A 25,419-nucleotide genomic window follows, 5' to 3' on the forward strand; every position below is an offset into this window, starting at 1 on the left:
AAAGCGCGGCTGGTACGCATGCGGACGAAAGACACTCGGGGGACGGTCGATATGGTCAAGTCTGGCAAGTCGTTACGCAAGGTCGGGCCTCTGGCCACCTCGCCCAGTCACCTGATGCACCGGGCCCTGCAACTGGCCCTGGACATCTATTCCGAGGAAATGGGCGCCGACGGCCTGACCCAGCGTCAGTTCGCCGTGCTTGAGGCCGCCTCGCTGAAGGCCGGTCTGACCCAGACCGAACTGGTGCGGATGACCGGCATCGACCGCTCGACCCTGGCCGACCTGGTCACCCGCATGACCGCCAAGGGCCTGCTGGAGCGCGAACGCTCGACCCTGGACGCCCGCGCCAAGGCGGTCCGTCTGTCCACGGAGGGCGCCGCCCGGCTTGAGGCCGCCCGCCCGCTGGTCGAGGCCGCCGACAAGCGGATCATGGCCCTGCTGCCCAAGGGCCAGCGCGAGACCTTCCTGGCCCAGCTGGCTGAACTGGCCGCCGCCGCCGACGCCGCCCCCGACGCCGCCAAGGCCGAGGCCAAGGCCGCCAAAAAGGCGCTGAAGATGGCCGAGAAGGAGGCCAAGAAGGCCGAAAAGGCCGCCAAGAAGGCGGTCCGCCCGGCCAAGACCTCCAAGCTCAAGAAGCCCAAACTGAAGGTGGTCGAGGTCGCCTGACTTCCCCGCCCGTCACCCTCTCGTCATCCTCGGGTCAAGCCCGAGGATGACGGCGGAGGATCAGCCGCGACGGTGGTCCCAATCGTGGCGTTCGTTGCGGATCTGGGCCGAGAGACGGTCGAAGCGACGGTCCAGGTCGGTGCGTTCCCAGGCGGTCAGGCCGCCGCGACGATAGTGGGCCTCAAGCCGCAGCAGGCCGTTGAACTCGCCGCGCAGACGGGTGGCCTCGCGGCGGCTGAGCTGGCCGGAACGGACGCCCTGGTCGATGCGGCGGTCCAGATTGGCCTGGCGGGCGTTGATCGACGACCAGTGTCCGTAGCCCGCATGATGGACAGGCGGTCGGGCGTGATGGGACGGGCCATAGGACTGGGCGGCGGCGGGCAGGGCGGCCGAGGCGGCGGCGAGGATCAGGGCGGGCAGGAAGACTTTCTTGTTCAGCATCGGATCGTTCCTTCTGGTGCGGGGCGCCCCGGCGGGGGCTGCGATGTCCCCAGAAAGCCATCTCCAGGCTGAGCCCGATCTGAACGCCGCGTTTCAGTCGCCGTTCATCTTTTCGGCGCAGGAAGACCCGTTCGCGCGATCTCTGTTATAGATGCGATGGACGTGCGGCTTTTCGGCCGTATCGCCCGTTTCCAAACACCCCGTTCAGCGGCTGTTCAGAGCCGGCCCCGTAGAAGCGACTTCATGAACCGCACCCGCGCCCTCCTGATCGCCGCCCTGATGGCCCTGGTCCCCGCGACCCAGGCCCTGGCGCAGTCGCGCGACCAGGACCGAGAGCGTCCGCAGCAGGATCAGCGCCGCGACGCCCCCTCGCGCGACCGACCCTCGGCCGACGGGCCGCGCGCCGATCTGGGCGCCGTGGTGCGCCGGGTCGGGGCCGGACGCGACGGACGCATGCTGGGCGTCAGCCCGCGCGGCGACACGGTGGTGGTGCGCTGGGAGTACCCCGGCGGGCGGGTCGCTGATATTCGCGTGGACGCCCGTTCGGGCCGCGTGGTGGGAGAAGACTGACGATGCGTGTCCTGCTGGTTGAAGACGACGCCGATCTGTCGCGTCAGCTGAAGGGCGCCCTGGCCGACGCCGGCTATGCGGTGGATCACGCCGCCGACGGCGAAGAGGCCTGGTTCCTGGGCGACACCGAACCCTATGACGTGATCGTGCTGGACCTGGGCCTGCCCAAGATCGACGGGGTCTCCGTACTGGAGCGCTGGCGGCGCGAGGGCAAGGCGACGCCGGTCCTGATCCTGACGGCGCGCGGCGCCTGGTCGGACAAGGTGTCGGGCTTCGACGCGGGGGCCGACGACTATCTGACCAAACCCTTCCATACCGAAGAACTGCTGGCGCGGTTGCGGGCCCTGCTGCGGCGCTCGGCCGGCATCGCTTCGGCCACCCTGTCGTGCGGCGGCCTGCGTCTGGACCCGCGCGCGGCCCGCGCCAATGTCAACGGCGAGCCCCTGCGCCTGACCTCGCTGGAGTACCGGCTGCTGCACTATATGATGATGCACCAGGGCCGGGTCATCAGCCGCACGGAGCTGGTCGAACATCTGTACGATCAGGACTTCGATCGGGATTCCAACACCATCGAGGTCTTCATCGGCCGGCTGCGCAAGAAGATCGGATCCGACCGGATCGAGACCGTGCGCGGCCTGGGCTATCGCCTGGCGCCCCTGACGGGCGAGTCCGAGGCGGCGTGATCACGCCGCAATGACCGAAGCGGGGGCTGGGGCGCGGCGGACGCCGCCCGGCGGCTGGGGCCGCTGGTTCGGGCGGCCGGGCAGGTCGCTGACGCGGCGGCTGATCTGGCTGGCCGCCGGCTGGATTCTGCTGGCCCTGGTGGCGACCGGTTTCGTCCTGACCAACCAGTTCCAGGAATCGGCCCTGCGCCGCCTGGGAAACGTGCTGAGCGAGACCACCGACGAGCTGGTGGTGCGCACGGTGACGGCGAGCGGCAAGGTGCTGACGCCCCAGATCATGGACGCCCCCACCCTGCGGGTGTTTTCGGGCAAGTACTGGATGACGGCCGAGCCGACCCTGGCCGGGGGGCTGCGGATCATCACCCGCTCGGACTCGCTGTACGGCGAGGACCTGACGGTGCCGGCGGACCTGCCGGGGCGGCTGGACGACGCCTATGGCCAGACCATCACCTATAACGCCACAGGCCCGGCGGGCGAGCCGCTGCGGGTGGCGGCCAGCATGAAGTCCCTGCCGGGACGGACCACGCCGGTGGTCTTCTTCGCGGCCATCGACCGGTCCAACGTCGATGTGGACACCCGGCAGTTCGCCACCCTGACCTGGGTCGCCCTGCTGATCCTGGGCTTCATCCTGGTGTCGGCGGTCTTCATTCAGGTTCAGGTGGGCTTGCGGCCCCTGTACGATCTGCGCAACGAGATCGCGGCCGTGCGCCACGGCCAGGCGGCGCGGATCGAACGGTCCTATCCGCTGGAGATTCAGCCCCTGGCCGAACAGGTCAACCGGCTGCTGGACCATAACCAGGAGGTGGTCGAGCGCCAGCGCACCCATGTCGGCAACCTGGCCCATGCGCTGAAGACCCCGATCTCGGTCATGCTGGCCGAGGCCGGGACCGCCGAAGGCTCGCTGCCGGAACTGGTGCGGCGCCAGACCCGGGTTATGCAGGGCCAGGTCGACCACCATCTGCGCCGCGCCCGCGCCGCCGCCCGCGCCGCCCACGGCCTGGGCGAGACCACGCCGGTGCCCGAGGTGCTGGACGAGCTGGCGGTCATGATCGAACAGGTCTTCCGCGACAAGGGCGCCGAGATCGACTGGCGCGCGCCCGACGACCTGGCCTTCCTGGGCGAGCGGCAGGACCTGCAGGAGATCCTGGGCAATCTGATCGAGAACGCGGCCAAGTTCAGCACCCGCCGCGTCCGCGTCTCGGCCGGCGAGAACGGCCTGGGCCAGATGGTGGTGGTGGTCGAGGACGACGGCCCCGGCCTGCCCGCCGACCAGCGCGAGACGGTGATGAAGCGCGGCGCCCGGCTGGACGAGAGCGCGCCCGGCTCGGGCCTGGGCCTGTCGATCGTCGAGGACCTGACGCGCGCCTACGGCGGGCGGCTGACCTTGGGCGACAGCGACATGGGCGGGCTGAAGGTCGTGCTGGAGCTGCCGGCGGCTCACGCCGCGCGCGCCTGAGCGCGGGAGCCATCGGCGGGCGGGGGCGTTGAACCGCTCCGCCGCGCTGGAGCCGCCATGTTCGCCCGTCTTCGTCACGCCGCCGCCGCCCTGGGCGAGGCCGTCCGCCGCCGCGTCCCCGCCGCGCGCCGTACGCCCCGGCTGTCGCGCCTGATCGAGGGGGCGGCGCGGGTCGGCTATGGGGCCCGGGGCTTCGTCTATCTGTCGGCGGGGGCCCTGACCCTGCTGGCGGCGACCGACAGGATCGGCGACGCGGTCGGCGCGGGCGGGGCGGCGGGGTGGCTGGCGGAGCAGCCGTTCGGGCGGGTCTGGCTGGTGCTGCTGGGGCTTGGGCTGTGGGCCTTCGTCGGCTGGCGCGTGCTGCAGGCCCTGTTCGACGCGGACCATGAGGGAACCGACCTGAAGGGCTGGGCCACGCGGGCGGGCCAGGCGGCCAGCGGCCTGTTCTACGGCCTGCTGGCGGCGGGGGTGTTCGAGTATCTGGACGAGGCGGGGGAGGCGACCAGCCAGGCGGCGGAACGGGCCGAGAGCATCGCCGAGAACCAGGAGAAGGCGGCCTGGATCCTGGACCTGCCGTTCGGCGGCCTGCTGCTGATCGCGGCGGGGCTGGTGGTGCTGGGCGTCGGGATCGGCAATATCGTCAGGGCCTTCCGGGACGACTTCGACGCGGCCCTGGCCTGTCCCGAGGCGGTGCGCCGGCCGGCGACGGCCCTGGCGCGGGCGGGGTATGGCGCGCGGGGCTTCGCCTATCTGCCGTTGGGGACCTTCGTGGTCCTGGCGGGGCTGCACGCGCGGTCGGGCGAGGTGACGACGACGGCGGCGGCGCTTGACGCGCTCGAGGCCCAGCCCGGCGGGTCGTGGGGGCTGGGGCTGACGGCGGCGGGGCTGATGGCCTTCGGCGCCTTCGCCTTCGTGGAGGCGCGCTGGCGCAGGATCCGGCCGCCGCGCGATCTGACGCTCGGCTGAGGCTTGGCGTCGCGCCCGCCCTCCCTATATTCCAGCAACACTCGCTGTTCCAGAAGGCTCCTCGCCATGACCAAGACCCTGAAGATCGACTTCGTCTCCGACGTGGTCTGCCCCTGGTGCGCGGTCGGCCTGGGCGGGCTGGAGACGGCGCTGGACGCCCTCAAGAGCGAGGGGATCGGCGCCGACATCGCCTTTCAGCCCTTCGAACTGAACCCCCAGATCGCGCCCGAGGGCGAGAACATCGTCGAACATATCGGCCGCAAATACGGCGCCAGCCCGGAACAGTCGGCCGCCAACCGCGCCATGATCCGCGAGCGGGCCGCCGAGGTCGGCTTCGACATGCGCATGACCGACGACAGCCGCATCTGGAACACCTTCGACGCCCACCGCCTGCTGCACTGGGCCCACGAGACGGCCCCTGAGAAGCAGAAGGCGCTGAAACAGGCCCTGTTCACGGCCCATTTCACCGAGAACCGCAACCTGACCGACGCCGGCGTCCTGACCAGCGCCGCCGAGGCCGCCGGGCTGGACCGGGCCGAGGCGGGCGAGGTCCTGGCCTCGGGCCGCTACGCCCAGGCCGTGCGCGCGGCCGAGGACCTGTGGCGGTCGCGCGGCATCAGCTCGGTCCCGGCCGTGGTGGTCGAGGGCAAATATCTGATCAGCGGCGGCCAGCCGGCCCAGGTGTTCGAAGAGGCGCTGAGGAAGATCGCGTCGGAGGTGTGAGGGGAGGGGGATTGGTGAGTCGTGATTGGTGATTGGTGAGCGCAGATCTTGCGCCGGTGCATCGCCCCGCTCGCCCCTTGCTCGCTAATCACCCCTCGCCAGTCACGATTCACCCCTCACGCCTTCGCTCACGCGCACGCCTCACCCGCCCCGATCACGGCGGCCCGGTTTCAGACTCTCCCTGCGAAAAAACACCGTCTGAATCGTCTAATTCGTCTGAAATCCCGGCCGGCTCCAGGTCGTCCAGCGCGTCGATCCGGGCCATCAGGGCGTCGCGGCCGGCGTAGTCGCCGGGCGTCAGGGCGGCGGCTTCCTGGGCGATGACGCAGATCTGCTGGGCGAGGGCTTCGGCGCGCGCGGCGAGGTCGGGTTCCTTCGGGGCGGGCGGCGGCGCTTCCGGCGTGGGGGGCGCAGGCGGCGGGGCCGGCGACACATCCCGGGCCAGGGCCGTCAGCCCCAGGTGCAGGCGCATCCAGCGCGCCGCCTCGACGGCGCGGCCGGCCTCCAGCGCGCGGTTCAGCCGCATCCGGGCCAGATCGGCCATCCGGCCATAGTCGGCCGGGCCGTCCGCCGCCGCCTCGTCCGGGTCCAGCGGATCATAGGGGGGATCGACCTGGTCCATGCGCCGCCAGCCCTTGTCCCGGGCGCGCAGGCGGAAGGTGCTGACCCCCATGCCGTAGCGGGCGCTGACCGTCTCGGCCGTGTCGCCGGCCAGATAGTCGTCGCGCGCCGCCGCCCACGCCTGGTCCGAGGCCCGGCGATAGCCGCCGCCCCGGTCATAGGGATCGCGCACGGGCCGCCCGTCATACAGCGGCCGCGTCGTGTGCGACGCCTCATCCTGCGGCGCCTCATCCCAGGACGACTTATCCCAGGACGGCCGGCCCGGCGGATCGACGAAGTCCTCGTTGGTCAGACGTCGGTCGAAATAGCCGCCCCCGCCCCCGCCGTCGCTCTCGCCATAGCCCCCGCCCTCGCCCTCGTCCCCATAGGGCCGGCGTCCCTCGATCCCATCCATACGCCCCTCCCGGGCCGATCCGCCCCGGAACGGGACCGGGGGATTATACGGCGGCGGGAAACCGTGCTGGGTAGATTGGCGCGTGAGCCGGAAAAGCTGAATATATTCAGAGGTCGGAACGACGGAATTAGGAGCGCAAAGGGGTGATCCCGCCTTCGTGACTCTCGGGCCGCCTCCCTTGCTTTCGTCATTCCGGGCGAAGGGCCGCTTGGCCCGCAGACCCGGAACCCAGCGGCGCGCGAGAGCGCGAACCTGTCGAGGATTCGATCTTCGGACATTCTGCGGCGGATGGATTTCGCCTTCGGCGCCGCTGGTTTCCGGGTCTCCGCTGCGCTGCGCCCGGAATGACGAAAGGAGGATTAGGCCCGTTTCTTCCGGGGCACGGCCGGAACGTCGGCGGCGGTGACCAGATGCCCCTTCCAGCCGGGCGGCGGCAGGAACTTGCCGGACTGTTCCTCGCGCGTGCCGTGCTTGGCGACCCAGGCGGCGCGTTTGCCCGCCTTCAGGATGGTTTCGTGATCGAAAAGCGGCTTGTTCATCGCGGTCCCCAATCTAGCAGTTCGAGCACCTCGCCGCCACTGGCGTAGATCCGCCAGTCGTCGGCCAGCGGCTTGTAGGTCGTCTCCAGGTACTGGAGGCTGAGCGGATAGCGACGGCGCAATGTCTCCTCGGGGATGCCGTGGCCGCCGCGTTCGACCCGATGCGCCACGCGAGCGATGGAGGCCTCGACCGAGGGCAGGCGCAGATAGATCAGTTCGAACCTGTATCCGGCGACCTTCCAGTCGCGGATGCGGCGGGCGTGGGTGCGCGTGGCCAGGGTGGTTTCCAGCACCACATCGGCGCTGGCGGCGATCAGGTCCTCCAACCGTTCCAGCACCAGCCGCCCAGCGGCCAGATCGCGACCCGAACCGGGAGCCAGGGGCCGCGCCACCTCGTCAGGATTGACGAACTGGAAGGTCTCGGCCCGTTCCCGCAGGAACTGGTTGATGAAGGTGGTCTTGCCGGCGCCGTTAGGTCCGGCGAGGAGGACGAGGGTGGGCATAGGGCCGCGAACCCCTGAAACTATGGCCGGACGGAATAGCCGTCCGTGGGGGAGACCCAGATCACCGGCTGATTCAGGTCGGGGCGGGGGTGGCCGTCGATGACGGCCTCGGCCAGCCAGCCCTCGCCCTGGGGCGCATAGCGGGTGCAGGCTTCCGTCCCCAGTTGGGCGAAGGCGGTGCTCACCTGACCCCGGATCATCTCTGCCGTCTGGGGGTCTGCCGGCTGGCCTTCGATGGTGAAGACGGCGTCTTCGAGCCCGGTCAGCGGCCCGCAGACGGCGCCGTCGCGGACCACGACAGGGGATTGGTCCCGCATGACGATGAGCGGCGAGGGGTTCAGCATCACCTCGGCCTGGTTCGAAATCGTTCCGTCCGCCGCGAAGGTGTAACCCGCCAGGGCGGCACAGGTCTTTCGCGCTGGATCGGGCGAATGGCACTGCAACTGACCCTCGCGCGCCGGACCCAGTGGGTCGGCGGGTTGCAGTGGGCCGGCTGCGGCGAAAGCGAGGGTAAGGGCGAGCGTGATCATGGGGTCAGGCTACGCCGTTCGGAGGCGGGCGGCGAGGGCTTGCTGCGCTGGGGTGGTCAGAGCGCGTGGCCTCCCTTCCTTTCGTCATCCTCCGGGCCGCGCAGCGGAACCGGGGGACCCAGCGGCGCCGAAGGCGAAATCCGTCCGCCGTATACTGTCTGAACACCGAGTCCGCGACAGGTTCGCGCTCACGCGCGCCGCTGGGTCCCCCGGTCTGCGCCGCGAAGGCGCGGCTTGCCGGAGGATGACGAAAGGAGAGGATCACGCCCCCGCGTCTGGGTTCACGAACCAAAATGCCTCCGCCCGCTGACGCAGGAAGCGGTTGATGAAGGTGGTCTTTCCGGCCCCGCTGGGTCCGGCGAGAAGGACGAGGGTGGCATGCGTTTACGTTGGGCCGGAAATGGCGAAGCGCGCCTTCCACTTTCTAGGACAGCAAACGTATAGAAGAGGTTCTCGCTATCCTAACCTGGTTTCTAAACAACATTGTTGAGCGCTTCGGACACGCGTCCGTGGTTCACTCCAAAATGTTCCGCAATGTCTTGTTGATGAGCGCGAGGGTTAGCGCGCGCGTAATCTCGAATTTCTTGGGCCAGTTCGGGGGTCAGCTTCGGGCTTCGAACGGGTGCTCGCGCTTTGGCAGGAGGGTTTCGATACATCTCGTCTGCAAGTTCCCGGAGCTCGTCCATATTATGCTGGACAGCCAGTTCACGGAGACGCTCGCGGATTTCTGGTATGCTACGCTTATTCGACGCCATAGATGCACCCTTCCACAACCTCAGAGCAGCGAGGGCTGTCTGGAGTTGTAATCGTTAAGCTTCTCAAGTTGTCTTCTGCAAGGGGGAATCCACACCACACGCGGATCATCTACTCGGTCATGTTCCCAGACCAACCAAGCATATCCCGTCGCGGTTGACGCCTTCTCGTCCAATCTGCCTTTGACCATTGGCACTCGTTCGACGAACTGCGCGAACTTGGTTGGAGGATTGGCCTGAAACAGCCGATTGTATCGCCCAACACTTTCCAAAAAAACGGTGCGCACAAGCATAGCGACGCCCTTGCGCGCTACATCAAACGACCGGTGTACAAAATCTTCTGCTAATCGAAACGGGGGGTTTGTTATTACCCAGTCAACCGCATTCGTCTCGTAAGGGTACGACAGAAAGTCTCGCACTGGCGCATATCCATAGTCGTATGCGTCCGAGCAGCGGACTTCGCCAAAATACTCTTTTAGCACCTTAGCCATGTGCCCAGCTCCACATGCCGGCTCCAAGCAGGTCAGCGTTTGTAGGTCGTTCGTTCCAATCACATGCTCGAGTAGCGCCCGCGTTGCCCAGGGAGGTGTAGGGAAGTCGTCGGGACTGTCTGCAGCTTCTACGCGTTGCGACATGACCGCATGGGATGTATTTTGCATTTGGAACTCACAGGCCTCTAACAGGCCTCTAGCGCGCAAATAACTGCGCCGATTTGGTTGACGCGCTGTTAACCATGCCTTGTGGTGGATTTGGGTCGCTAGACCTTCACCTCCACCACCCCGCCCCCCGCGCGGAACTTCGCGCTCATCTCCGCCATCCCGGCCTCCGCATCCGCCAAGCTCGCCCCCGCATCATTCTGCGCCATCGCATCGCGGCGGATGTCCTGGCTGATCTTCATGCTGCAGAATTTCGGGCCGCACATGGAGCAGAAGTGGGCGGTCTTGTGGGCTTCCTTCGGCAGGGTGGCGTCGTGGTATTTGCGGGCGGTTTCGGGGTCTAGGCCCAGGTTGAACTGGTCCTCCCAGCGGAACTCGAACCGGGCGCGCGACAGGGCGTCGTCATGGAGCCGGGCGGCGGGGTGGCCTTTGGCCAGGTCGGCGGCGTGGGCGGCGATCTTGTAGGTGATGACGCCGTCCTTGACGTCCTGACGATCCGGCAGGCCCAGATGCTCCTTGGGCGTGACGTAGCAGAGCATGGCCGTGCCGAACCAGCCGATCATGGCCGCCCCGATGGCGCTGGTGATGTGGTCATAGCCGGGGGCGATGTCGGTGGTCAGCGGGCCAAGCGTATAGAAGGGCGCCTCGTGGCAGTGTTTCAGCTGCTCATCCATGTTCGCCTTGATCTTGTGCATCGGCACATGGCCGGGGCCTTCGATCATCACCTGGCAGCCCTTGGCCCAGGCGATCTTGGTCAGTTCGCCCAGGGTGCGCAGCTCGGCGAACTGGGCCTCGTCATTGGCGTCGGCGATCGAGCCGGGGCGCAGACCGTCGCCCAGGCTGAAGCTGACGTCATAGGCCCGCATGATGTCGCAGATGTCCTCGAAATGCTCGTAGAGGAAGCTCTCCTTGTGGTGGGCCAGGCACCACTTCGCCATGATGGAGCCGCCGCGCGAGACGATGCCGGTGACGCGTTTCGCCGTCATCGGCACGAAGGGCAGGCGCACCCCGGCGTGGATGGTGAAATAGTCCACGCCCTGTTCCGCCTGTTCGATCAGGGTGTCGCGGAACACCTCCCAGGTCAGGTCCTCGGCTATGCCGTTCACCTTCTCCAGCGCCTGATAGATGGGCACGGTGCCGATGGGGACGGACGAGTTGCGGATGATCCAGTCGCGGATGTTGTGGATGTTGCGGCCGGTCGACAGGTCCATGACATTGTCGGCGCCCCAGCGGGTGGCCCAGACCAGTTTGTCGACCTCGTCGTCCACCGACGACAGGACGGCGGAGTTGCCGATGTTGGCGTTGATCTTCACCAGGAAGTTGCGGCCGATGATCATCGGCTCGACCTCGGGGTGGTTGATGTTGTGCGGGATGATGGCGCGGCCGCGCGCGATCTCGGAGCGCACGAACTCGGGGGTGACGAAGTCGGGGATGGAGGCGCCGAAGTCCTCGCCGTCGCGCTCCAGTGGCGAGTGGCGAGTGGCGAGTGGCGAGGAGGAAGAGGGGACAGGGACCGTCGTACCGTCGGCCAGGGTGATGGTGGAGGCGACGTCACTCGCCACTCGCCACTCGCCACTCGCCACTCCCCTGCGCAGGTTCTCGCGGATGGCGACATATTCCATCTCGGGCGTGATGATCCCGGCCTGGGCGTATTCGTACTGGGTGACGGGGCGGCCGGGCACGCCCTTGAAGACGCGGTGGTGCGAGGTGTCGAACCGGGGGGCCAGGTTCTTGCCGCTGGCGTGGCCGTTGTCCTCGGGCTTGACCTCGCGCGGCTCAGCGACGGGGGCGATGTCGCCGCGATCCAGTTGCCACGACGACTTCACGTGCGGCAGGCCGCGCTTGATGTCGATGGTCACGGTCGGGTCGGTGTAGGGGCCGGAGGAGTCATAGATGGTCACCGGCGGCTCATTGGCCGATGGATGGACGGCGACCTCGCGGAAGGGGACGCGGATGTCGGGGTAAAGCTCGCCGGCGACATAGACCTTGCGGCTGCCGGCGCGTTCGCCGGTGGGGATGGCGCCGGTCTCCTTCATCACCTGCTCGCGCGCGTCCTTGAGGGCGAGCTCGACGTTCGGCTCTTCAGGCAGGACGGGCGGGGTGACTTGGATGTTCATGGCGGCCTCAAACGGTTTGAGGTCCGCCGACGTCGGGCGCGAGGGTCCTGTAACGGGGACCGGAAAGCGTACTCATCCCTTCGCCGGCATGACCCGGATCAGGTTCGACGGGTCAGAGGAGAAACCTCTATCTCAGCCGCTCGATTGCGACCCCCCGGAGAACGAGGCTCAGGGTGACGCCGGGGGAGGCGGACGTCAAGCGGGCGCAAGCGTGGCTGGAAAAGGCGTCGGATTCGCGTGGGATAAGCGGTGAAACGGACTTGCCCGCCGGCGTCCGGAGCGTCAAACGAGGGATGTGTCTATCCAATCCCTGATCATCGATTGCGACCCCGGCGTGGATGACGCCGTGGCGCTGTTCCTGGCCTTTGCGGCGGCCGAGCCGACGCTGCTGGCCGTCACCACCGTGGGCGGCAACGTCCCCGCCCACTTGACCCAGCGCAACGCCCGGATGGTGCGCCAGATCGCCGGCCGTGAAGACGTGCCGGTGTTCGGCGGCGCCGAACGGCCGCTGAAACGCCCCCCGGCGGGCGCGGGCGACTTCCACGGGCCGGAGGGGCTGGGCGACCTGGAGCCCTTCGCGCCGACCGGCATCATCGGCGACGGACCCGCCGCCAACGCCATCGTCGACCTGGTGATGAAACGCCCGGCCGGATCGGTCGCCGTCGCCGTCCTGGGGCCGATGACCAACCTGGCCCTGGCGATGAAGCGCGAACGGCGGCTGGCCGAGCATCTGGGGCCGGTCGTGGTCATGGGCGGGGCGCGGTCGGAGGGCGGCAACATCACCGCCTCGGCCGAGTTCAACATCTGGGCCGACCCGGACGCGGCGGCGGTGGTGTTCGGCTCGGGCTGCGAGGTGATCGCCTTCGGCCTGGACGCGACCCATCAGGTGCGGGCCACCGAGGCCCGGATCCGCGCCGTCGAGACGATCCACACCGACCCTGCCCGCACCGTCGCCGCCCTGCTGCGCTTCTCGCAGCGGACCGAACGGCAGGTCGTGGGATCGGACGCCCCGCCCCTGCACGACCCCTGTCCCATCGCCTGGCTGATGAAGCCGGACCTGTTCACCCTGAAACCCTGCCGGATCGAGGTCGAGACGGGCTCGGACCTGACGCGCGGCCATACGGCGGTGGAGTTCCGCGTCGATCCCGCCACGGCGCGGCACCGCTGGGCGGTGGCGGCGGACGGGCAGGGGGTGTTCGACCTGCTGACCGAGACGCTGAAGGCGAAATGATGCGGATCACCGTCGTCGGCTCGATCAACCTGGACCTGGTCGCGACGGCGCCCCGGCTTCCGGCGCCGGGCGAGACGGTGACGGGGGCCAGCCTGGCCCGTTATCCGGGCGGCAAGGGCGCCAACCAGGCCTACGCCGCCGAGAAACTGGGCGCCGAGGTCAGCCTGATCGGCCGGGTCGGCAACGACTCCCTGGCCGGCGAGGCCCTGGCCCTGATGTCGGACCTGGGCGTCGATCTGGCGGGGGTCGAGACGGATGTGGCGGCGCCGACCGGCGTCGCCCTGATCGCCGTCGATCCGACGGGCGAGAACCAGATCGTGGTCGCGGCCGGCGCCAATCATATGGTCACGCCGGAGCAGTTGCCCCAGCGGATCGAGGGCGCCCTGATCGTCCAGCTGGAGCTGCCGGTCGAGACGGTCGAGGCGGCGGTGGGCCGGGCCACAGGCTTCGTCTGCGCCAATCTGGCGCCCGCCCAGCCGGTGTCGGAAATGCTGCTGCGCCGCGCCGACCTGATCGTCGTCAACGAGACCGAGGCCGCCTTCTACGGCGACGGCCTGCACCGGGGCGGCGGCCGGGTGGTGGTGACCAAGGGCGCCAGGGGCGCGGCGATGTACCAGCGCGGCGTCGAAATGGCCTGGGCGACCCCGCCGACCGTCGAGGCGGTCGACGCCACCGGCGCTGGCGACGCCTTCGTCGCGGCCATCACCGTGGCCCTGCTGGAAGGCATGGAGCCGACGCAGGCCCTGCGCTTCGCCTGCGCGGCGGGAGCGGTCGCAGCCACGCGCGCGGGGGCTCAGCCGTCGGCGCCGGAGCGGGGCGATGTTGAGGCGCTGCTGGCGGGTTGACAGCAACCCGATAGTGTCGCCAGGATTGCACCTGGCGGTTGTGTGTGGGGCGCTTATGCTGACGCGGCGATTTCTGGGTCTGTCGCTGATGGCGACGGCGGTCATGGCGGGACGAAGCGCGGCGGGGCAGGAGCGACTGACGGCGAGCGATCAGTATCAGGCCGAGGGCCGCTATCTGCCCCTCTATCTGGAACTGAAGGCCCAGGTCGAAGCCGGTGATGAGAATGCGCGCTTCTTTCTGCCCTGGTTCGCCGCCTTCGTCGGAGACGAGGCGACTGCGGTCGGGTTTGACGAGCGGACGCGGTCCCCCGACCGGCCGATGCCCGATCTGGCCGACGCCGAGGCCGAAGACGCTCTGGAGGCTATTGTTCGGGCGGCGGCGGACAGGCAGATCGTCATCCTGAACGAGGCGCACAACGTCTCGGGCCATCGCGGCTTTGCGGCGCGGGTGATGCGCGCCTTGCGTCCGCTGGGCTTCGACACCTTCGCGGCCGAGACCTTCGGCAGGATCGACTCCTATCGGACCGGCGCGCCCTTTCATCAGGGGCTGGGCTATTACATCGCCGACCCCGTCTATGCCGAGACGGTGCGCGAAGCGGCGGCCCTGGGCTATGTGTTCGCCGACTATGAGCAGCGGCCGGACCAGCAGCCGCCCGCCGAGGCCGACATGGATGCGCGCACGACCGCGCGGGAGGTCGCCCAGGCCAGGAATCTGATCGAAAATGTGCTGAAGCCGCGCCCCGACGCGCGGATCTTCGTCCTGTGCGGCTACAGTCACGCCATGGAGATCGAGGGGCTGGGCGGGCTGTGGTTCGCCGGCCAGCTGAAGGCGGCGACGGGGATCGACCCCCTGACCATCGAACAGTCGGGCCACTGGCCCGCGACCCGGCCTGAAGCGGATACGGCGGAGGTCGCCGCCGTATTGAAGCGGTTCGCACCGACGCGACCGATCGCGGTGTCACGCGCCGGACGGGCTTTCTCCGACAGGATTTTTGACGGCAAGGTCGATCTGAGCGTCTTTCATCCGCGCCTGCCCAAGGTCGCCGGGCGTCCGGGCTGGCTGGCGGCGGATCCGGCGCGCAAGGCCGTCGAAGTTTCGGTTCCGGCGTTCGAGGGACCGGCCCTGGTGCAGGCCCTGCATAGGGGCGAAGGGGCGGTGATCCCGGCCGATCATCTTTTGCTGGAGCCGGGACAGGCGCGGGCGACGCTGCTGCTTCGGCCGGGCGTCTATTTCCTGCGGCTGGAGACGACGCGGGGGATCGAGCCGGCGTTCGGGATGGTGACGGTCTGAGAGGGGCGTGTCGCGCGAGGGCCCGCTGAAGCCCGGAGCGTCGTCGCGCCCAAGCTGTGCTGTACCGGGTGTAACGTTTTTGACACAAATTTGTCCAGGCCGTTCGTAAGCCTATTGCAGTCGGGAAATAATACGGCACGGTGGCTCCCAGGATTTTGAGGGGAGTGCACGGCATGATTGAACGTATCGGGATGGGGCGGCGGCGCTGGTTGGCGACGGCGTCGGTGATCGGGCTGATCGCGGCGGCGGGGACGGCGGCGGCGGAGGTGCCCAATGACAACTTCAGCCCGAACGCGCCGCCGGTCCTGGCCGACCCCGATGCGATCAACGGCATCGGCAACATCATCGTCGACACCGGCGGCGGCTCGGTGGGGGTCTGCACCGGCAGCCTGATCAATCCGCGCACGGTGCTGTTCGCGGCCCACTGCGTCAACGACCTCCCCGACGTCGCCTACGGATCCCAGGGCCAGGGCAGACCGATCAGCATCGGGTTCAAGGGCGACGCCTTCGACGGCATCCTGAACTGGATCACCAGCGGCGACTACGCCACCAGCTATATCGACCAGCACTACAACATGAGCCGGGTCTTCTATGATCCCCGCTCGCTGGAGGACGCCCAGGGCGGCGGCTTCTATGAGGGCGATGTCGCCATCGGCGTGCTGGATTCGCCGGCCAAGGGCGTGCCGACCTGGGCCATGCTGTTCTCGCCCCTGACCGGCGACGAGGACCGGCACGTGATCACCGGCGGATACGGCCGCAGCGGGACGGGGTCCCTGGGTTCGGTTCAGGGGATCGACTTCCGCCGTCGGGCCGCCGAGAACATGATCGGCGCCCTGACGTCGCTGGACGACATCAACCTGTTCCTGTTCGGCGACGGCGCCCAGGGCGGGCTGAGCCAGAACCTCTATATGGTCGATTTCGACGATCCGGCCGGGACCGCGACCTTCGACTTCAACATCTTCGGCGACGACGTCGCGCTGGAGAACGAAGGCATGACGGCGGGGGGCGACTCGGGCGGTCCCCTGATCCTGGATCGGGCCTTCGACACGCCGGTGGTCGTGGGCGTCCTGTCGCTGGGATCGCGCTATTTCACCGGCCAGGGGGCGGCCAGCTACGGCACGACCGCGGGCTATCAGCCCCTGTATCTGTTCACCGACTGGATCGTCGCCAACAACCCCTACAAATACGTCACCACGACCGGCGGGAACGGCGACTGGTTCGATCCGACCCACTGGGTCCAGATGATGGATCCGAACTACAAGATTATCGACGCCAACGGCAATCTGGTCACGGGCCTGCCCGCCACGCCGGCCGAGGGCGTGGATTCGCGCGGCGGCGAATGGGGCAGCATCTGCTTCTTCGGCGATTGCGTCGATGCGGGGGAACTGGCCGACTACAACCATGACCGCGAGGACGGCTTGAGCGGCGGCGCTCAGCCGGTCAAGGCCGAGGTGACCGGCGGCCGCACGATCGTCGATATGAGCGGGATCGTCGCGGGCGGGGCCGGCGGGGCGGCCGGCAGTTCGCGCGGTCAGACCGCCTCCGGACTGGCGGTGCGGCACGAAGCCTCGGCGGTGGGCACGGCGCCGGGCGCGACCCTGCCGTTCGAGATCGTTCCGGGCGGACCGGGTTCGACGAATTTCGTGCCGTTCAACGTCCAGGGCGATGTGCTGGCCGGCGAGAAGCCGCTGTTCTACGACGTCAACCTGATGTCGGCGGGAACGACGACGCTGAACGCCCCCGCCGTCATCGACCGGTTGACCATCGGGACCAGCGGCGCGGTGCTGAACATCGGCGCGGACGGCCTGTTGTTCGCCCAGAACGACGTCGGCGTCTGGGCCGGTCAGCTGAACGTGGACGGCGCGCTGCTGACCTTTGAAATGCTGCTGGCGGGCGGGGTTCTGAGCGGTTCGGGCGTAGTCGATTCCACGGTCCTGACCTCGGCCATGGGCTCGATCGCCCCGGGCGGGCAGGGCGAGATCGGCGAACTGACCCTGTTGAGCGATCTGGTGCTGGCGTCGGGCTCGCGCCTGTTCATCGACATCGGCGGGGATCAATCCGACCGTCTGACGGTTCTGGCCGACAGTTTCGAGGGCACGGCCGGCGTGGCCTCGCTGGGCGGGCTGCTGGGGCTCAACTTCGTCAGCGCGCCGAAGTTCGGCCAGACCTATACGGTGCTGACGGCCCAGGGCGGGCTGGACGGCGAATTCGACGCCGTCACCGACATCTCGGGCGTGCTGTATCCGGTGCTGGACTACACCACGACCAGCGTGGAGGTGGAGATCGAGGCGGGGTCCTATCTGGACTTCATCAACCCGAACTCGCGCGCCCAACGCACCGTCGGCGGGATGCTGGATGCGGCGCGGGCCACGGATTATGCGGCCCTGGGCGACATCTACGCCCAGACGGACCTGCTGGAAGGCGAGGCCCTGGAGGTCGGGCTGGAGAGCCTGTCGCCTTTCGCCGCCCACTCCGGCGTGACCCTGCTGTCGGCCCAGACCGAGGCTCTGCGCGGCGTGGTGGACGGACGGATCGCGCGGGATCGCTCGGGCGGGGCGAGCGAAGGCCTGACCCTGATCGGGTCGGGCGTGGAGGTCGCGTCGCTGGATCCGGCGGCGACGGCCGCAGCGGCCGGCATGGCGACCCGCCAGGCCCAGGAACGGGCGCGCTGGGGCGGATGGAAACAGGGGGTTTCGGCCTATTTCGGCGCCGGCGCCATCGAGGGCGAGGCGGGCCAGTTGCGCGGAACCCTGGCGGACAGCCGCAGCGACGACCAGAGCGCCTGGTATGTCGTCGGCGGCCTGGAACGGACCATCGACGCCCTGACCGTGGGGGCCAGCCTGGCCTATGCCGAGGGCGAGTCCGACTTCGCCGAGGGGATCAGCACGGCCGACAGCCGTCAGGTTCAGGCGACCCTCTATGGGGCGGTGGACCTGGCGTACGGCGCCTATCTGGGGGCCAAGATCGGTTATGGCGCGGCGGATCTGGACACCGAACGGGCCTTCGCCATCGGCGGCGCCAGTTTCCGCGCCGACGGGGAGACGGACGGCAAGGTGGTCAGCGGCGGGGCCGAACTGGGCTTCAACCTGACGCGCGGCGGGCTCAAGCTGCAGCCGAACATCGGGCTGAACGCCTATTCGGTCGATCTGGACGCCTATCAGGAGACGGGCGGGGTCGCGGCCCTGAGCGTCGCCGACCAGTCGTTCGATTCGCTGCAGCACCATATCGGGCTGCGGGTCGGCGGCGAGACAAGTCGCGGCCGCTGGAGCATCAAGCCGGCGCTGGACGTGCGCTGGGTGCATGAGCTGGCGGGCGACACCCGCAATGTCGAGGCCGCCTTCGTCGCGGCCGACGGCTTCGGCGGGGTCTTCGCCGGCGCCAGCAATGACAGCGAATGGGCCGAGATCGGCGGTTCGGTCGCCATCGAGGGCGACCGGTTCGGCGTGACGCTGAAGGCCGCCTCGATGGTCGATCGCGAGGATCTGGACTACCAGACCTACAACGCCACGGTGACGATGAAGTTCTGATCCACCGGGTCGGGACGTGGAGACGGCGGCCCCGGCGGGGTCGCCGTTTTCGTTGAGCGGTCCATCGGGCCAGTAGAGCGACTGTGACAGTGTAACGTCAAAACGGCTTGGCGCCGCGCGTCGGGTGTCGTTAGGTCTCACGCTTGTAACTCGTGGGGGATTTCGGATGATGATGCGTGTTCGTGGGGCCGGCCTTGCGCTGGTGGCGGTGTTGATGGCCTCGACGGCGAGCGGGGCGCTGGCCCAGGGCGCCGCCGATCCGGCGGTTTCGGTCTATAAGCAGCCGCCGTCGCCGATCGCCGACATCCTGGACGCCAAGCCGACGCCGGCGCCGATGCTGAGCCCGGATCGCAAGACCCTGGTGCTGCTGGACCGGTCCAACCTGCCCAGCATCAAGGCGCTGGCCGAGCCGATGCTGCGGCTGGCGGGGACGCGGATCAATCCGCGCAACAACGGCATGGCCGAGAGCCGGGTGTCCTGGCTGATCGGGCTGAGCCTGCAGGCGGTGGACGGGGGACCGGCGCGGGTCGTGGCCCTGCCGGCCGAGGCGCGGTTCACGGCGCCGCGTTTTTCGCCCGACGCCAAGAGCCTGGCCTTCGTGCTGGACCGGCCGACGGGGCTGGAGCTGTGGGTCGTGGACGTGGCGACGGCGCGGGCGCGGAAACTGACCGAGCCGGTGGTCAATATGACGGGCGGGACGGGCTATGAGTGGCTGCCCGACAGCTCGGGCCTGCTGGTCGAGGCGGTTCCGGCCGGGCGGGGGCCGGCGCCCGATGTGACGACGGCGCCTACGGGGCCGAACATCGAGGAGACGGCCGGGCGCGTGGCGCCGGTGCGGACCTATCAGGACCTGCTGTCGAACCCCGGCGACGAGGCCCTGTTCGACCACTATTTCACGTCGCAGCTGACCCTGGTTCCGCTGAAAGGACGTGTACGGACGATTGGGGCGCCGGCCGTCTATCTGGACAGCGCCGCATCACCGGACGGGAAATACATCCTGCACGAGATCGCCAAGCGGCCTTACTCCTATGCGGTGCCGGACGACCTGTTCCCCACCGAGATCGTGGTGACGGACCTGAACGGGCGGGTGGTGCGCACCGTCGCCGATCTGCCGTTGCGGGACGATGTGCCCACCGCGTTTGACGCCGTGGCGCCGGGGCCGCGATCGGTGGGCTGGCGGGCCGATGCGCCGGCGACCCTGACCTGGGTCGAGGCCCTGGACGGCGGCGACCTCAAGCGCGAGGTGGAGTTCCGCGACCGGGTCTTCATGCAGGCCGCGCCCTTCACGGCCGAGCCGGTCAAGCTGATCGACCTGAAGGAACGGTTCGGCGGGATCGTGTGGGGCAGGGACGACCTGGCTGTGGTCAACAGCCGCTGGTTCAACACCCGGCACGAGACGCGGTTCGTGGTCGATCCGTCGAACCCCGGCGAGGGGCGGGTGCTGCTGGAGCGGAACTATCAGGCGCGCTACGACGATCCGGGCCAGCCGGTGACCCAGCCCAATGCGGCGGGCCGGTCGGTGATCCGGTTCGATCCCCAGGGACGCATCCTGATGTCGGGGGCCGGGGCGACGCCGCGGGGCGCCTTCCCCTTCCTGGCGGCCATGGACCCGGCGACGGGGCGCAGCGAGCGGCTATGGACCTCGGCCGACACGGACTATGAGGCGGTGGTCGGCTTCCTGGACGCGGACGGCAAGCGGGTGGTGACCCAGCGCGAGACGCGGCTGGATCCGCCGAATCTGCAGATTCGCGACCTGACGACGGGCCAGACCACGCAACTGACCCAGTTCCCCGATCCGGCGCCGCAGCTGGCGGGGGCGACGCGCCAGCTGGTGACCTATGAGCGGGCGGACGGGGTCAAACTGTCGGGGACCCTGTATCTGCCCGCTGGCTACGACAAGGATCGCGACGGGCCCCTGCCGATGCTGATGTGGGCCTATCCGGCCGAGTTCACCGATGCGGCGGTGGCGGGCCAGACGGTGGATGTGCAGAACCGCTTCGTGCGGCCGGGCGGGTCCAGCCACCTGTTCCTGCTGACCCAGGGCTATGCGATCTTCGACAACCCCTCCATGCCCATCATCGGCAAGGACGGGGCCGAGCCGAACGACACCTATGTCGAACAACTGGTCGCCGACGCGAAAGCCGCGGTCGATGCGGTGGTCGGCATGGGGGTGGCGGATCGCGACCGGATCGCGGTCGGGGGCCACAGCTACGGCGCCTTCATGACCGCCAACCTGCTGGCGCACAGCGACCTGTTCCGCACCGGCATCGCGCGGTCGGGCGCCTATAACCGCACCCTGACGCCGTTCGGCTTCCAGTCCGAGCAGCGCAACTATTGGGAGGCGACCGAGGTCTATACCGAGATGTCGCCCTTCACCTATGCGAACAGGCTGAACGAGCCGATCCTGCTGATCCATGGCGAGGCGGACGACAATTCGGGCACCTTCCCGGTCCAGTCCGAGCGGTTCTATGCGGCGCTGAAGGGGCTGGGGGCGACGGCGCGTTACGTCACCCTGCCGCTGGAGGCGCACGGCTATCGGGCGCGGGAATCGGTGGGCCATACCCTGTGGGAGATGACCCGCTGGATGGACCAGTATGTGAAGAACGCCCCGCCGCGCGCGGCGGAGTGACTTCAGGGCTGGTGGTCACGGCCTGACCACCAGCCGCACCACCTCGCCGGCGTGCAGGCGGTCGAAGCCGGCGTTGATGTCGTCGAGCGGGATGACGCCGCTCATCAGACGGTCCACCGGCAGGCGGCCCTGGCGGTAGAGGGCGACGTAGCGGGGGATGTCGCGGCTGGGGACACAGGTTCCGATATAGGAGCCCTTCAGGGTGCGCTCCTCGCCCACCAGGGAGACGATGTTGACGGCCAGGGCCGCCTCGGGCGGGGGCAGGCCGGCGGTGACCGTGGTTCCGCCGCGTCGGGTCATCTTCCAGGCGGCGTCGAGGGCGCGGGCCGAGCCGGCCATTTCGAAGGCGAAGTCGGCGCCGCCGTTCGTCAGGGCGCGGACCTGATCGACGGCGTCCGGGGCGGCGCCGTTGACGGTCTGGACCAAGCCTGAAGTGGCGCCGAGGGTGCGGGCCAGGGCCAGCTTGTCCTCCGACAGATCGACGGCGACGACGGGGGAGGCGCCGGAGGCGAGGGCGCCGAGGACGCTGGACAGGCCGACGCCGCCCAGGCCGATGACGACGACGCTCTGGCCCGCCTTGACCCCTGCGGTGTTCACCACGGCGCCGACGCCGGTCAGGACGGCGCAGCCGAACAGGGCCGCCTCCTCGAACGACAGGTCGGGATCGATCCGGACCAGGGACCGGCGCGAGACGACGGCGCGTTCGGCGAAGGCGGAGCAGCCGAGGTGATGATTGACCGGTTCGCCCTCGCGGAAGAGGCGGCGGGCGCCGGACAGCAGTTCGCCCTTGCCGTTGGCGGCGGCGCCCGGCTCGCACAGGGCGGGACGGCCGCCGGCGCACGGGTCGCAATGGCCGCAGGACGGCATGAAGACCATGACGACGTGGTCGCCGATGCTGAGGTCCGTGACGCCGTCGCCCAGGGCCTCGACCACGCCTGCGGCCTCATGCCCCAGGGCCATGGGCAGGGGGCGGGGACGGTCGCCGTTGATGACGCTGAGGTCCGAGTGGCACAGGCCTGCGGCCTTGATCGCGACCAGAACCTCGCCGGGGCCGGGCGGGTCCAGCGTCACGGTCTCGACGGAGAGTGGCCTGCTGTCGGCGTAGGGGGGCGCGGCGCCCATGGCGGACAGAACGGCAGCGCGGGTGGTGATGCTCATGGGTCAAGCCTTCGTCATCGATGCGCTATCGATAGGCGCTTGACGCAAGGGCGTCCAAGCCCGAGCCTCGCATCGAGAGCGACGCCGAATGTCGCCCAGGAGGAAGACCACAATGCCGAAGACGGAACTGGGCCCCTTGGCCGAACGCGCGACCTACAAGGCGTTTCACATGGTCTCGACGCGCTGGGCCGACAACGACCAGTACGGCCATATCAACAACGCCAAATTCTACGAGTTCGTGGACTCGGCGGTGAACGCCCATCTGATGATCGCCAACGCCCTGGACGAGTCCATCGGCCTGGTGGTGGACAGCGGCTGCCAATACACCTCGGCGCTGAAGTTTCCCGATGTGATCGAGGTCGGGATCAAGGTGGACCGGATCGGCACCTCCAGCGTCAGCTATGGCTTCGCCGTGTTCAAGCGCAGCGCCGACGTGCCCGCCGCCGTCGGCCATTTCGTCCACGTTTACGTGGACGCCGAGACGCGCCGGCCCAAGCCCCTGCCGGCCAAGCTGAGGGCGGTGGTGGAGAATCTGAAGGCGGGGTGAGGGAAGGGCGGCATCCTGGGGCGGGCGCGGCTTTCGGCGCAAGTGTCGATGACCGCCTTCGACCCGTTGCGGGCTTTCAGTGTGCTCGATAGTCGCCACTGGAGTATGTATCGACTATGGGCGAAATGCCGCCGTCCACTAAGGTAACCCACATGTTCGGTGTGCTCTTATCTCGAGCCTGCGTGGCGGCGATGGCTCTCACGGTCGCAGGCGCAGCTGTCGGACAGGATATCGAGGATTCGACGGTAACCGCTTCCAACGGCGTTCTGGTCAGCATCAAAACCATAGCACGCGCCAATCGCCGGGAGATTTACTCTCCAATGGTGGAGGGCGACAGCACCGACATCTACGCGGGACGGATCGACATTGGCGGGGCTGCAGGCGCTCTGTTTCTCCAAGGCTCCGCCTATTATCGGGGACGGGCTCACCTGTACGACCGAGCCGAGTTCTTGGACGGAGATTTGGCGGTCTTCAAGCGCGGACCAGTAATGGTTCGGGAGTGCATTCCCAAGCCTGACGCGCCCCAACCCGACTGCTTGTGGAGCGAAGATTTCACGGTCACTGTCACCCCGGATGAGGTCGCCCATCATTCAAATGATGGAATGCTCGAGGTCGAACTCTCGGGTGGCCCCACCCTAGAGAAAACCAAGCTTTCGATTCCGGTCGACCATATTTACGCGGTCGTTGAGGTCGCTAACGCGCACTAGTCGCCAGGTCCGCTTCCCACCCCTCTCAGACATTTCCGGCGTCTCCTCAAGGCGGCATCGCTCACCCTAGCCATTCCGCGCATCTCGTGAGAACGTTCTCAAAACGGAGCGTGGAGGAACGCCATGAAGACGGGATGGATCGCGGCTCTGGCCGTGACGGCGGCGCTGTGCGCGCCCTGTGCGGCCGAGGCGCAGACGGGCGGTTTCCTGAGGGCCGAGGGGACGCGGATCGTCGATGAGGCGGGCGAGCCGGTCATATTGCGCGGGATGGGGCTGGGCGGCTGGGTGCTGCAGGAAGGCTATATGCTGCAGCTGGGCGCCCTGGGTCCGCAGCATGTGATCCGGGCGCGGATCGCCGACCTGATCGGCGAGGAAAAGACCGAAGCCTTTTACGCCGCCTGGCGCGCCAACCACACGACCAAGGCCGATATCGACGCCATGGGGCGGTGGGGCTTCAACTCGGTGCGGCTGCCGATGCACTATGACCGGCTGACCCTGCCGGTCGATCAGGAGCCGGTCGCGGGGCGCGACACCTGGAAGGAAGAGGGCTTCGCCGAGATCGACGCCCTGCTGGCCTGGGTCAAGGCCAACGGGATGTATCTGATCCTGGACCTGCACGCCGCGCCGGGCGGGCAGGGGAGCGACCTGGCCATCTCGGACCGGGATCCGTCGAAACCGTCGCTGTGGGACAGCGCCGAGAACCGTCGCAAGACCGCGGCCCTGTGGCGGCGGCTGGCCGAACGCTACGCCGACGAGCCGGCCATCGGCGCCTATGACCTGATCAACGAACCCAACTGGGACTTCGAGAAGCCCGGCGGCGGCCATGGCTGCGAGGAGACGACCAACGCCCCGCTGCGGTCGCTGATGGTCGAGATCACGGCGGCGATCCGCGAGGTCGATCCGCGGCACATGATCGTCATCGAGGGCAATTGCTGGGGCAACAACTATCGCGGCGTCACGCCCCTGTGGGACGACAACACCGTCATCAGCTTCCACAAATACTGGAATGCGACGGACCGGGCCTCGATCGCCGACATCCTGCGGCTGAGGGACGAGACCGATGCGCCCGCGTGGCTGGGCGAATCCGGCGAAAACTCCAACACCTGGTTCACCGAGACCATCGCCCTGGTCGAGGACGAGGGAATCGGCTGGGCCTTCTGGCCGCTGAAGAAGATCGGCTTCAACCAGCCGCTGGAGATCACGCCCAACCCCGGCTGGCCCCGTCTGGTCGCCTATCTGACGGGCGAGGGGCTGCGGCCGTCGGCGCAGGAGGCGCAAGAGACGCTGATGCGGCTGGCGACCCACGACATCCGGTTCGAGAACAATGTCGAACACCGCGATGTGGTCGACGCCATGCTGCGCCAGCCCCGTTCGGACGCGACGGTTCCGTATACGGCGCATCGGATCGGGACGGCGGTCGCGACGCTCCGGGCGGCCGACTATGACCTGGGCCGGTCGGGCGTGGCGTGGAAGGACGTCTATGACGCCGACACCGACGGGCCGGGCGAGCGGATCCCCTGGTGGAACACCGGACGGACCTGGCGCAACGACGGCGTGGACATCGGTCTGGACGGCGGCGAGCCCGTGGTGGTCGAGTTCGAGACCGGGGAATGGCTTCGCTATACGGTGACGGCGCAAGCGGCGGGCGACCGGCGGGTGACGGTGGTCGGCGCGGGCGGCCGGGTGTCGGTTTCGCTGAACGGCGGGGCGGCGGCGGCGGTCGATCTGCCCACGGACGACGGATGGCGCGAGGGGCGGGCGGTGGAATTGCCCTTCATGGCGGGGACCAACACCCTGATCCTGAAAGCCGAGGACTGCGGCGCCTGTCGCGTGAAGGAAATCCAGGTCGGGGGCTGAGCTCGGCGCC

22 protein-coding genes and 1 riboswitch are annotated in these 25,419 nt (G+C 68.5%); of the genes, 14 read left to right on the forward strand and 8 right to left on the reverse strand.

The features are described 5' to 3' along the window. The first annotated feature begins 51 nt into the window (after window positions 1–51). Entirely contained in the window at window positions 52–666 is a 615-nt protein-coding gene (locus ACW18C_RS01945) for a MarR family winged helix-turn-helix transcriptional regulator (RefSeq protein WP_008259635.1), read from the forward strand. A gap of 60 nt (window positions 667–726) precedes the next feature. Here ACW18C_RS01945 and ACW18C_RS01950 read toward each other — a convergent pair whose 3' ends face one another. Continuing rightward, entirely contained in the window at window positions 727–1,107 is a 381-nt protein-coding gene (locus ACW18C_RS01950) for a hypothetical protein (RefSeq protein WP_492072500.1), read from the reverse strand. Between the two features lie 243 nt (window positions 1,108–1,350). On the opposite strand from ACW18C_RS01950, the gene ACW18C_RS01955 reads away from it, so the two are divergent. From ACW18C_RS01955 to ACW18C_RS01975, 5 genes are all read left to right on the forward strand, one after another. Beyond that, window positions 1,351–1,677 carry a hypothetical protein gene (locus ACW18C_RS01955; RefSeq protein ID WP_008259736.1) on the forward strand — a complete coding sequence of 109 codons (327 nt, stop codon included), beginning with the start codon at window positions 1,351–1,353 and terminating at the stop codon, window positions 1,675–1,677. A gap of 2 nt (window positions 1,678–1,679) precedes the next feature. Next, a complete protein-coding gene (locus tag ACW18C_RS01960; RefSeq protein WP_008263586.1) occupies window positions 1,680–2,360 on the forward strand; it encodes a response regulator transcription factor in 681 nt (226 codons plus the stop codon). 10 nt (window positions 2,361–2,370) lie between these two features. Beyond that, window positions 2,371–3,816, forward strand: a complete 1,446-nt coding sequence (locus ACW18C_RS01965) for a sensor histidine kinase (protein WP_008262714.1) — start codon at window positions 2,371–2,373, stop codon at window positions 3,814–3,816. Between the two features lie 57 nt (window positions 3,817–3,873). After that, entirely contained in the window at window positions 3,874–4,782 is a 909-nt protein-coding gene (locus ACW18C_RS01970; protein WP_492072502.1) for a DUF1206 domain-containing protein, read from the forward strand. Between the two features lie 66 nt (window positions 4,783–4,848). Beyond that, window positions 4,849–5,505 carry a DsbA family oxidoreductase gene (locus ACW18C_RS01975; protein WP_492072503.1) on the forward strand — a complete coding sequence of 219 codons (657 nt, stop codon included), beginning with the start codon at window positions 4,849–4,851 and terminating at the stop codon, window positions 5,503–5,505. A gap of 154 nt (window positions 5,506–5,659) precedes the next feature. On the opposite strand, the gene ACW18C_RS01980 is transcribed toward ACW18C_RS01975, so the two are convergent. From ACW18C_RS01980 to thiC, 6 genes are all read right to left on the reverse strand, one after another. Then, the gene (locus tag ACW18C_RS01980) at window positions 5,660–6,520 is read right to left on the reverse strand and encodes a hypothetical protein (protein ID WP_492072505.1); all 861 of its coding nucleotides are present in this window, start codon (window positions 6,518–6,520) and stop codon (window positions 5,660–5,662) included. Between the two features lie 359 nt (window positions 6,521–6,879). Beyond that, window positions 6,880–7,059 carry a hypothetical protein gene (locus ACW18C_RS01985; RefSeq protein ID WP_492072506.1) on the reverse strand — a complete coding sequence of 60 codons (180 nt, stop codon included), beginning with the start codon at window positions 7,057–7,059 and terminating at the stop codon, window positions 6,880–6,882. Further along, the gene (locus tag ACW18C_RS01990) at window positions 7,056–7,562 is read right to left on the reverse strand and encodes an ATPase (protein ID WP_492072508.1); all 507 of its coding nucleotides are present in this window, start codon (window positions 7,560–7,562) and stop codon (window positions 7,056–7,058) included. The genes ACW18C_RS01985 and ACW18C_RS01990 overlap by 4 nt, the downstream gene beginning before the upstream one ends. 20 nt (window positions 7,563–7,582) lie before the next feature. Then, entirely contained in the window at window positions 7,583–8,092 is a 510-nt protein-coding gene (locus ACW18C_RS01995) for a hypothetical protein (RefSeq protein ID WP_492072509.1), read from the reverse strand. Window positions 8,093–8,867: 775 nt separating this feature from the next. After that, on the reverse strand, window positions 8,868–9,335 hold the full coding sequence (locus ACW18C_RS02000) for a hypothetical protein (RefSeq protein ID WP_492072511.1): 468 nt from the start codon (window positions 9,333–9,335) through the stop codon (window positions 8,868–8,870). Window positions 9,336–9,601: 266 nt separating this feature from the next. Beyond that, window positions 9,602–11,617 carry a phosphomethylpyrimidine synthase ThiC gene (thiC, locus tag ACW18C_RS02005; RefSeq protein ID WP_492072512.1) on the reverse strand — a complete coding sequence of 672 codons (2,016 nt, stop codon included), beginning with the start codon at window positions 11,615–11,617 and terminating at the stop codon, window positions 9,602–9,604. 57 nt (window positions 11,618–11,674) lie between these two features. Continuing rightward, a riboswitch (TPP riboswitch) is annotated at window positions 11,675–11,784 on the reverse strand. Window positions 11,785–11,912: 128 nt separating this feature from the next. Between thiC and ACW18C_RS02010 the strand changes: the two genes are divergently transcribed. The 5 genes from ACW18C_RS02010 to ACW18C_RS02030 all read left to right on the forward strand — a co-directional run bounded on the left by ACW18C_RS02010 (window position 11,913) and on the right by ACW18C_RS02030 (window position 21,140). After that, window positions 11,913–12,848 (forward strand): nucleoside hydrolase, encoded by a 936-nt coding sequence (locus ACW18C_RS02010; RefSeq protein WP_492072513.1) that lies wholly within the window; start codon window positions 11,913–11,915, stop codon window positions 12,846–12,848. Continuing rightward, window positions 12,845–13,693, forward strand: a complete 849-nt coding sequence (locus ACW18C_RS02015) for a ribokinase (RefSeq protein WP_492072514.1) — start codon at window positions 12,845–12,847, stop codon at window positions 13,691–13,693. Before ACW18C_RS02010 ends, ACW18C_RS02015 begins: the two co-directional genes overlap by 4 nt. Before the next feature lie 55 nt (window positions 13,694–13,748). Then, window positions 13,749–14,984 (forward strand): hypothetical protein, encoded by a 1,236-nt coding sequence (locus ACW18C_RS02020; protein ID WP_492072516.1) that lies wholly within the window; start codon window positions 13,749–13,751, stop codon window positions 14,982–14,984. A gap of 173 nt (window positions 14,985–15,157) precedes the next feature. After that, complete coding sequence (locus ACW18C_RS02025) at window positions 15,158–18,511, forward strand: autotransporter domain-containing protein (RefSeq protein WP_492072518.1); 3,354 nt, start codon at window positions 15,158–15,160, stop codon at window positions 18,509–18,511. 166 nt (window positions 18,512–18,677) lie between these two features. Next, window positions 18,678–21,140, forward strand: a complete 2,463-nt coding sequence (locus ACW18C_RS02030; protein ID WP_492072520.1) for a S9 family peptidase — start codon at window positions 18,678–18,680, stop codon at window positions 21,138–21,140. Window positions 21,141–21,155: 15 nt separating this feature from the next. Here the strand turns inward: ACW18C_RS02030 and ACW18C_RS02035 are convergent, their stop codons facing one another. Beyond that, on the reverse strand, window positions 21,156–22,298 hold the full coding sequence (locus ACW18C_RS02035; protein ID WP_492072522.1) for a zinc-dependent alcohol dehydrogenase family protein: 1,143 nt from the start codon (window positions 22,296–22,298) through the stop codon (window positions 21,156–21,158). A 112-nt stretch (window positions 22,299–22,410) separates the two neighbouring features. On the opposite strand from ACW18C_RS02035, the gene ACW18C_RS02040 reads away from it, so the two are divergent. The 3 genes from ACW18C_RS02040 (at window position 22,411) to ACW18C_RS02050 (ending at window position 25,409) form a co-directional block, all read left to right on the forward strand. Continuing rightward, a complete protein-coding gene (locus ACW18C_RS02040) occupies window positions 22,411–22,845 on the forward strand; it encodes an acyl-CoA thioesterase (protein ID WP_008258890.1) in 435 nt (144 codons plus the stop codon). A gap of 152 nt (window positions 22,846–22,997) precedes the next feature. Beyond that, the gene (locus tag ACW18C_RS02045) at window positions 22,998–23,552 is read left to right on the forward strand and encodes a hypothetical protein (RefSeq protein ID WP_492072524.1); all 555 of its coding nucleotides are present in this window, start codon (window positions 22,998–23,000) and stop codon (window positions 23,550–23,552) included. A 123-nt stretch (window positions 23,553–23,675) separates the two neighbouring features. Further along, window positions 23,676–25,409, forward strand: coding sequence for a cellulase family glycosylhydrolase (locus ACW18C_RS02050; protein ID WP_492072526.1), 1,734 nt, complete (start codon window positions 23,676–23,678; stop codon window positions 25,407–25,409). Window positions 25,410–25,419: the final 10 nt, after the last annotated feature.

The organism is Brevundimonas sp. FV1ye7S (assembly GCF_058680995.1).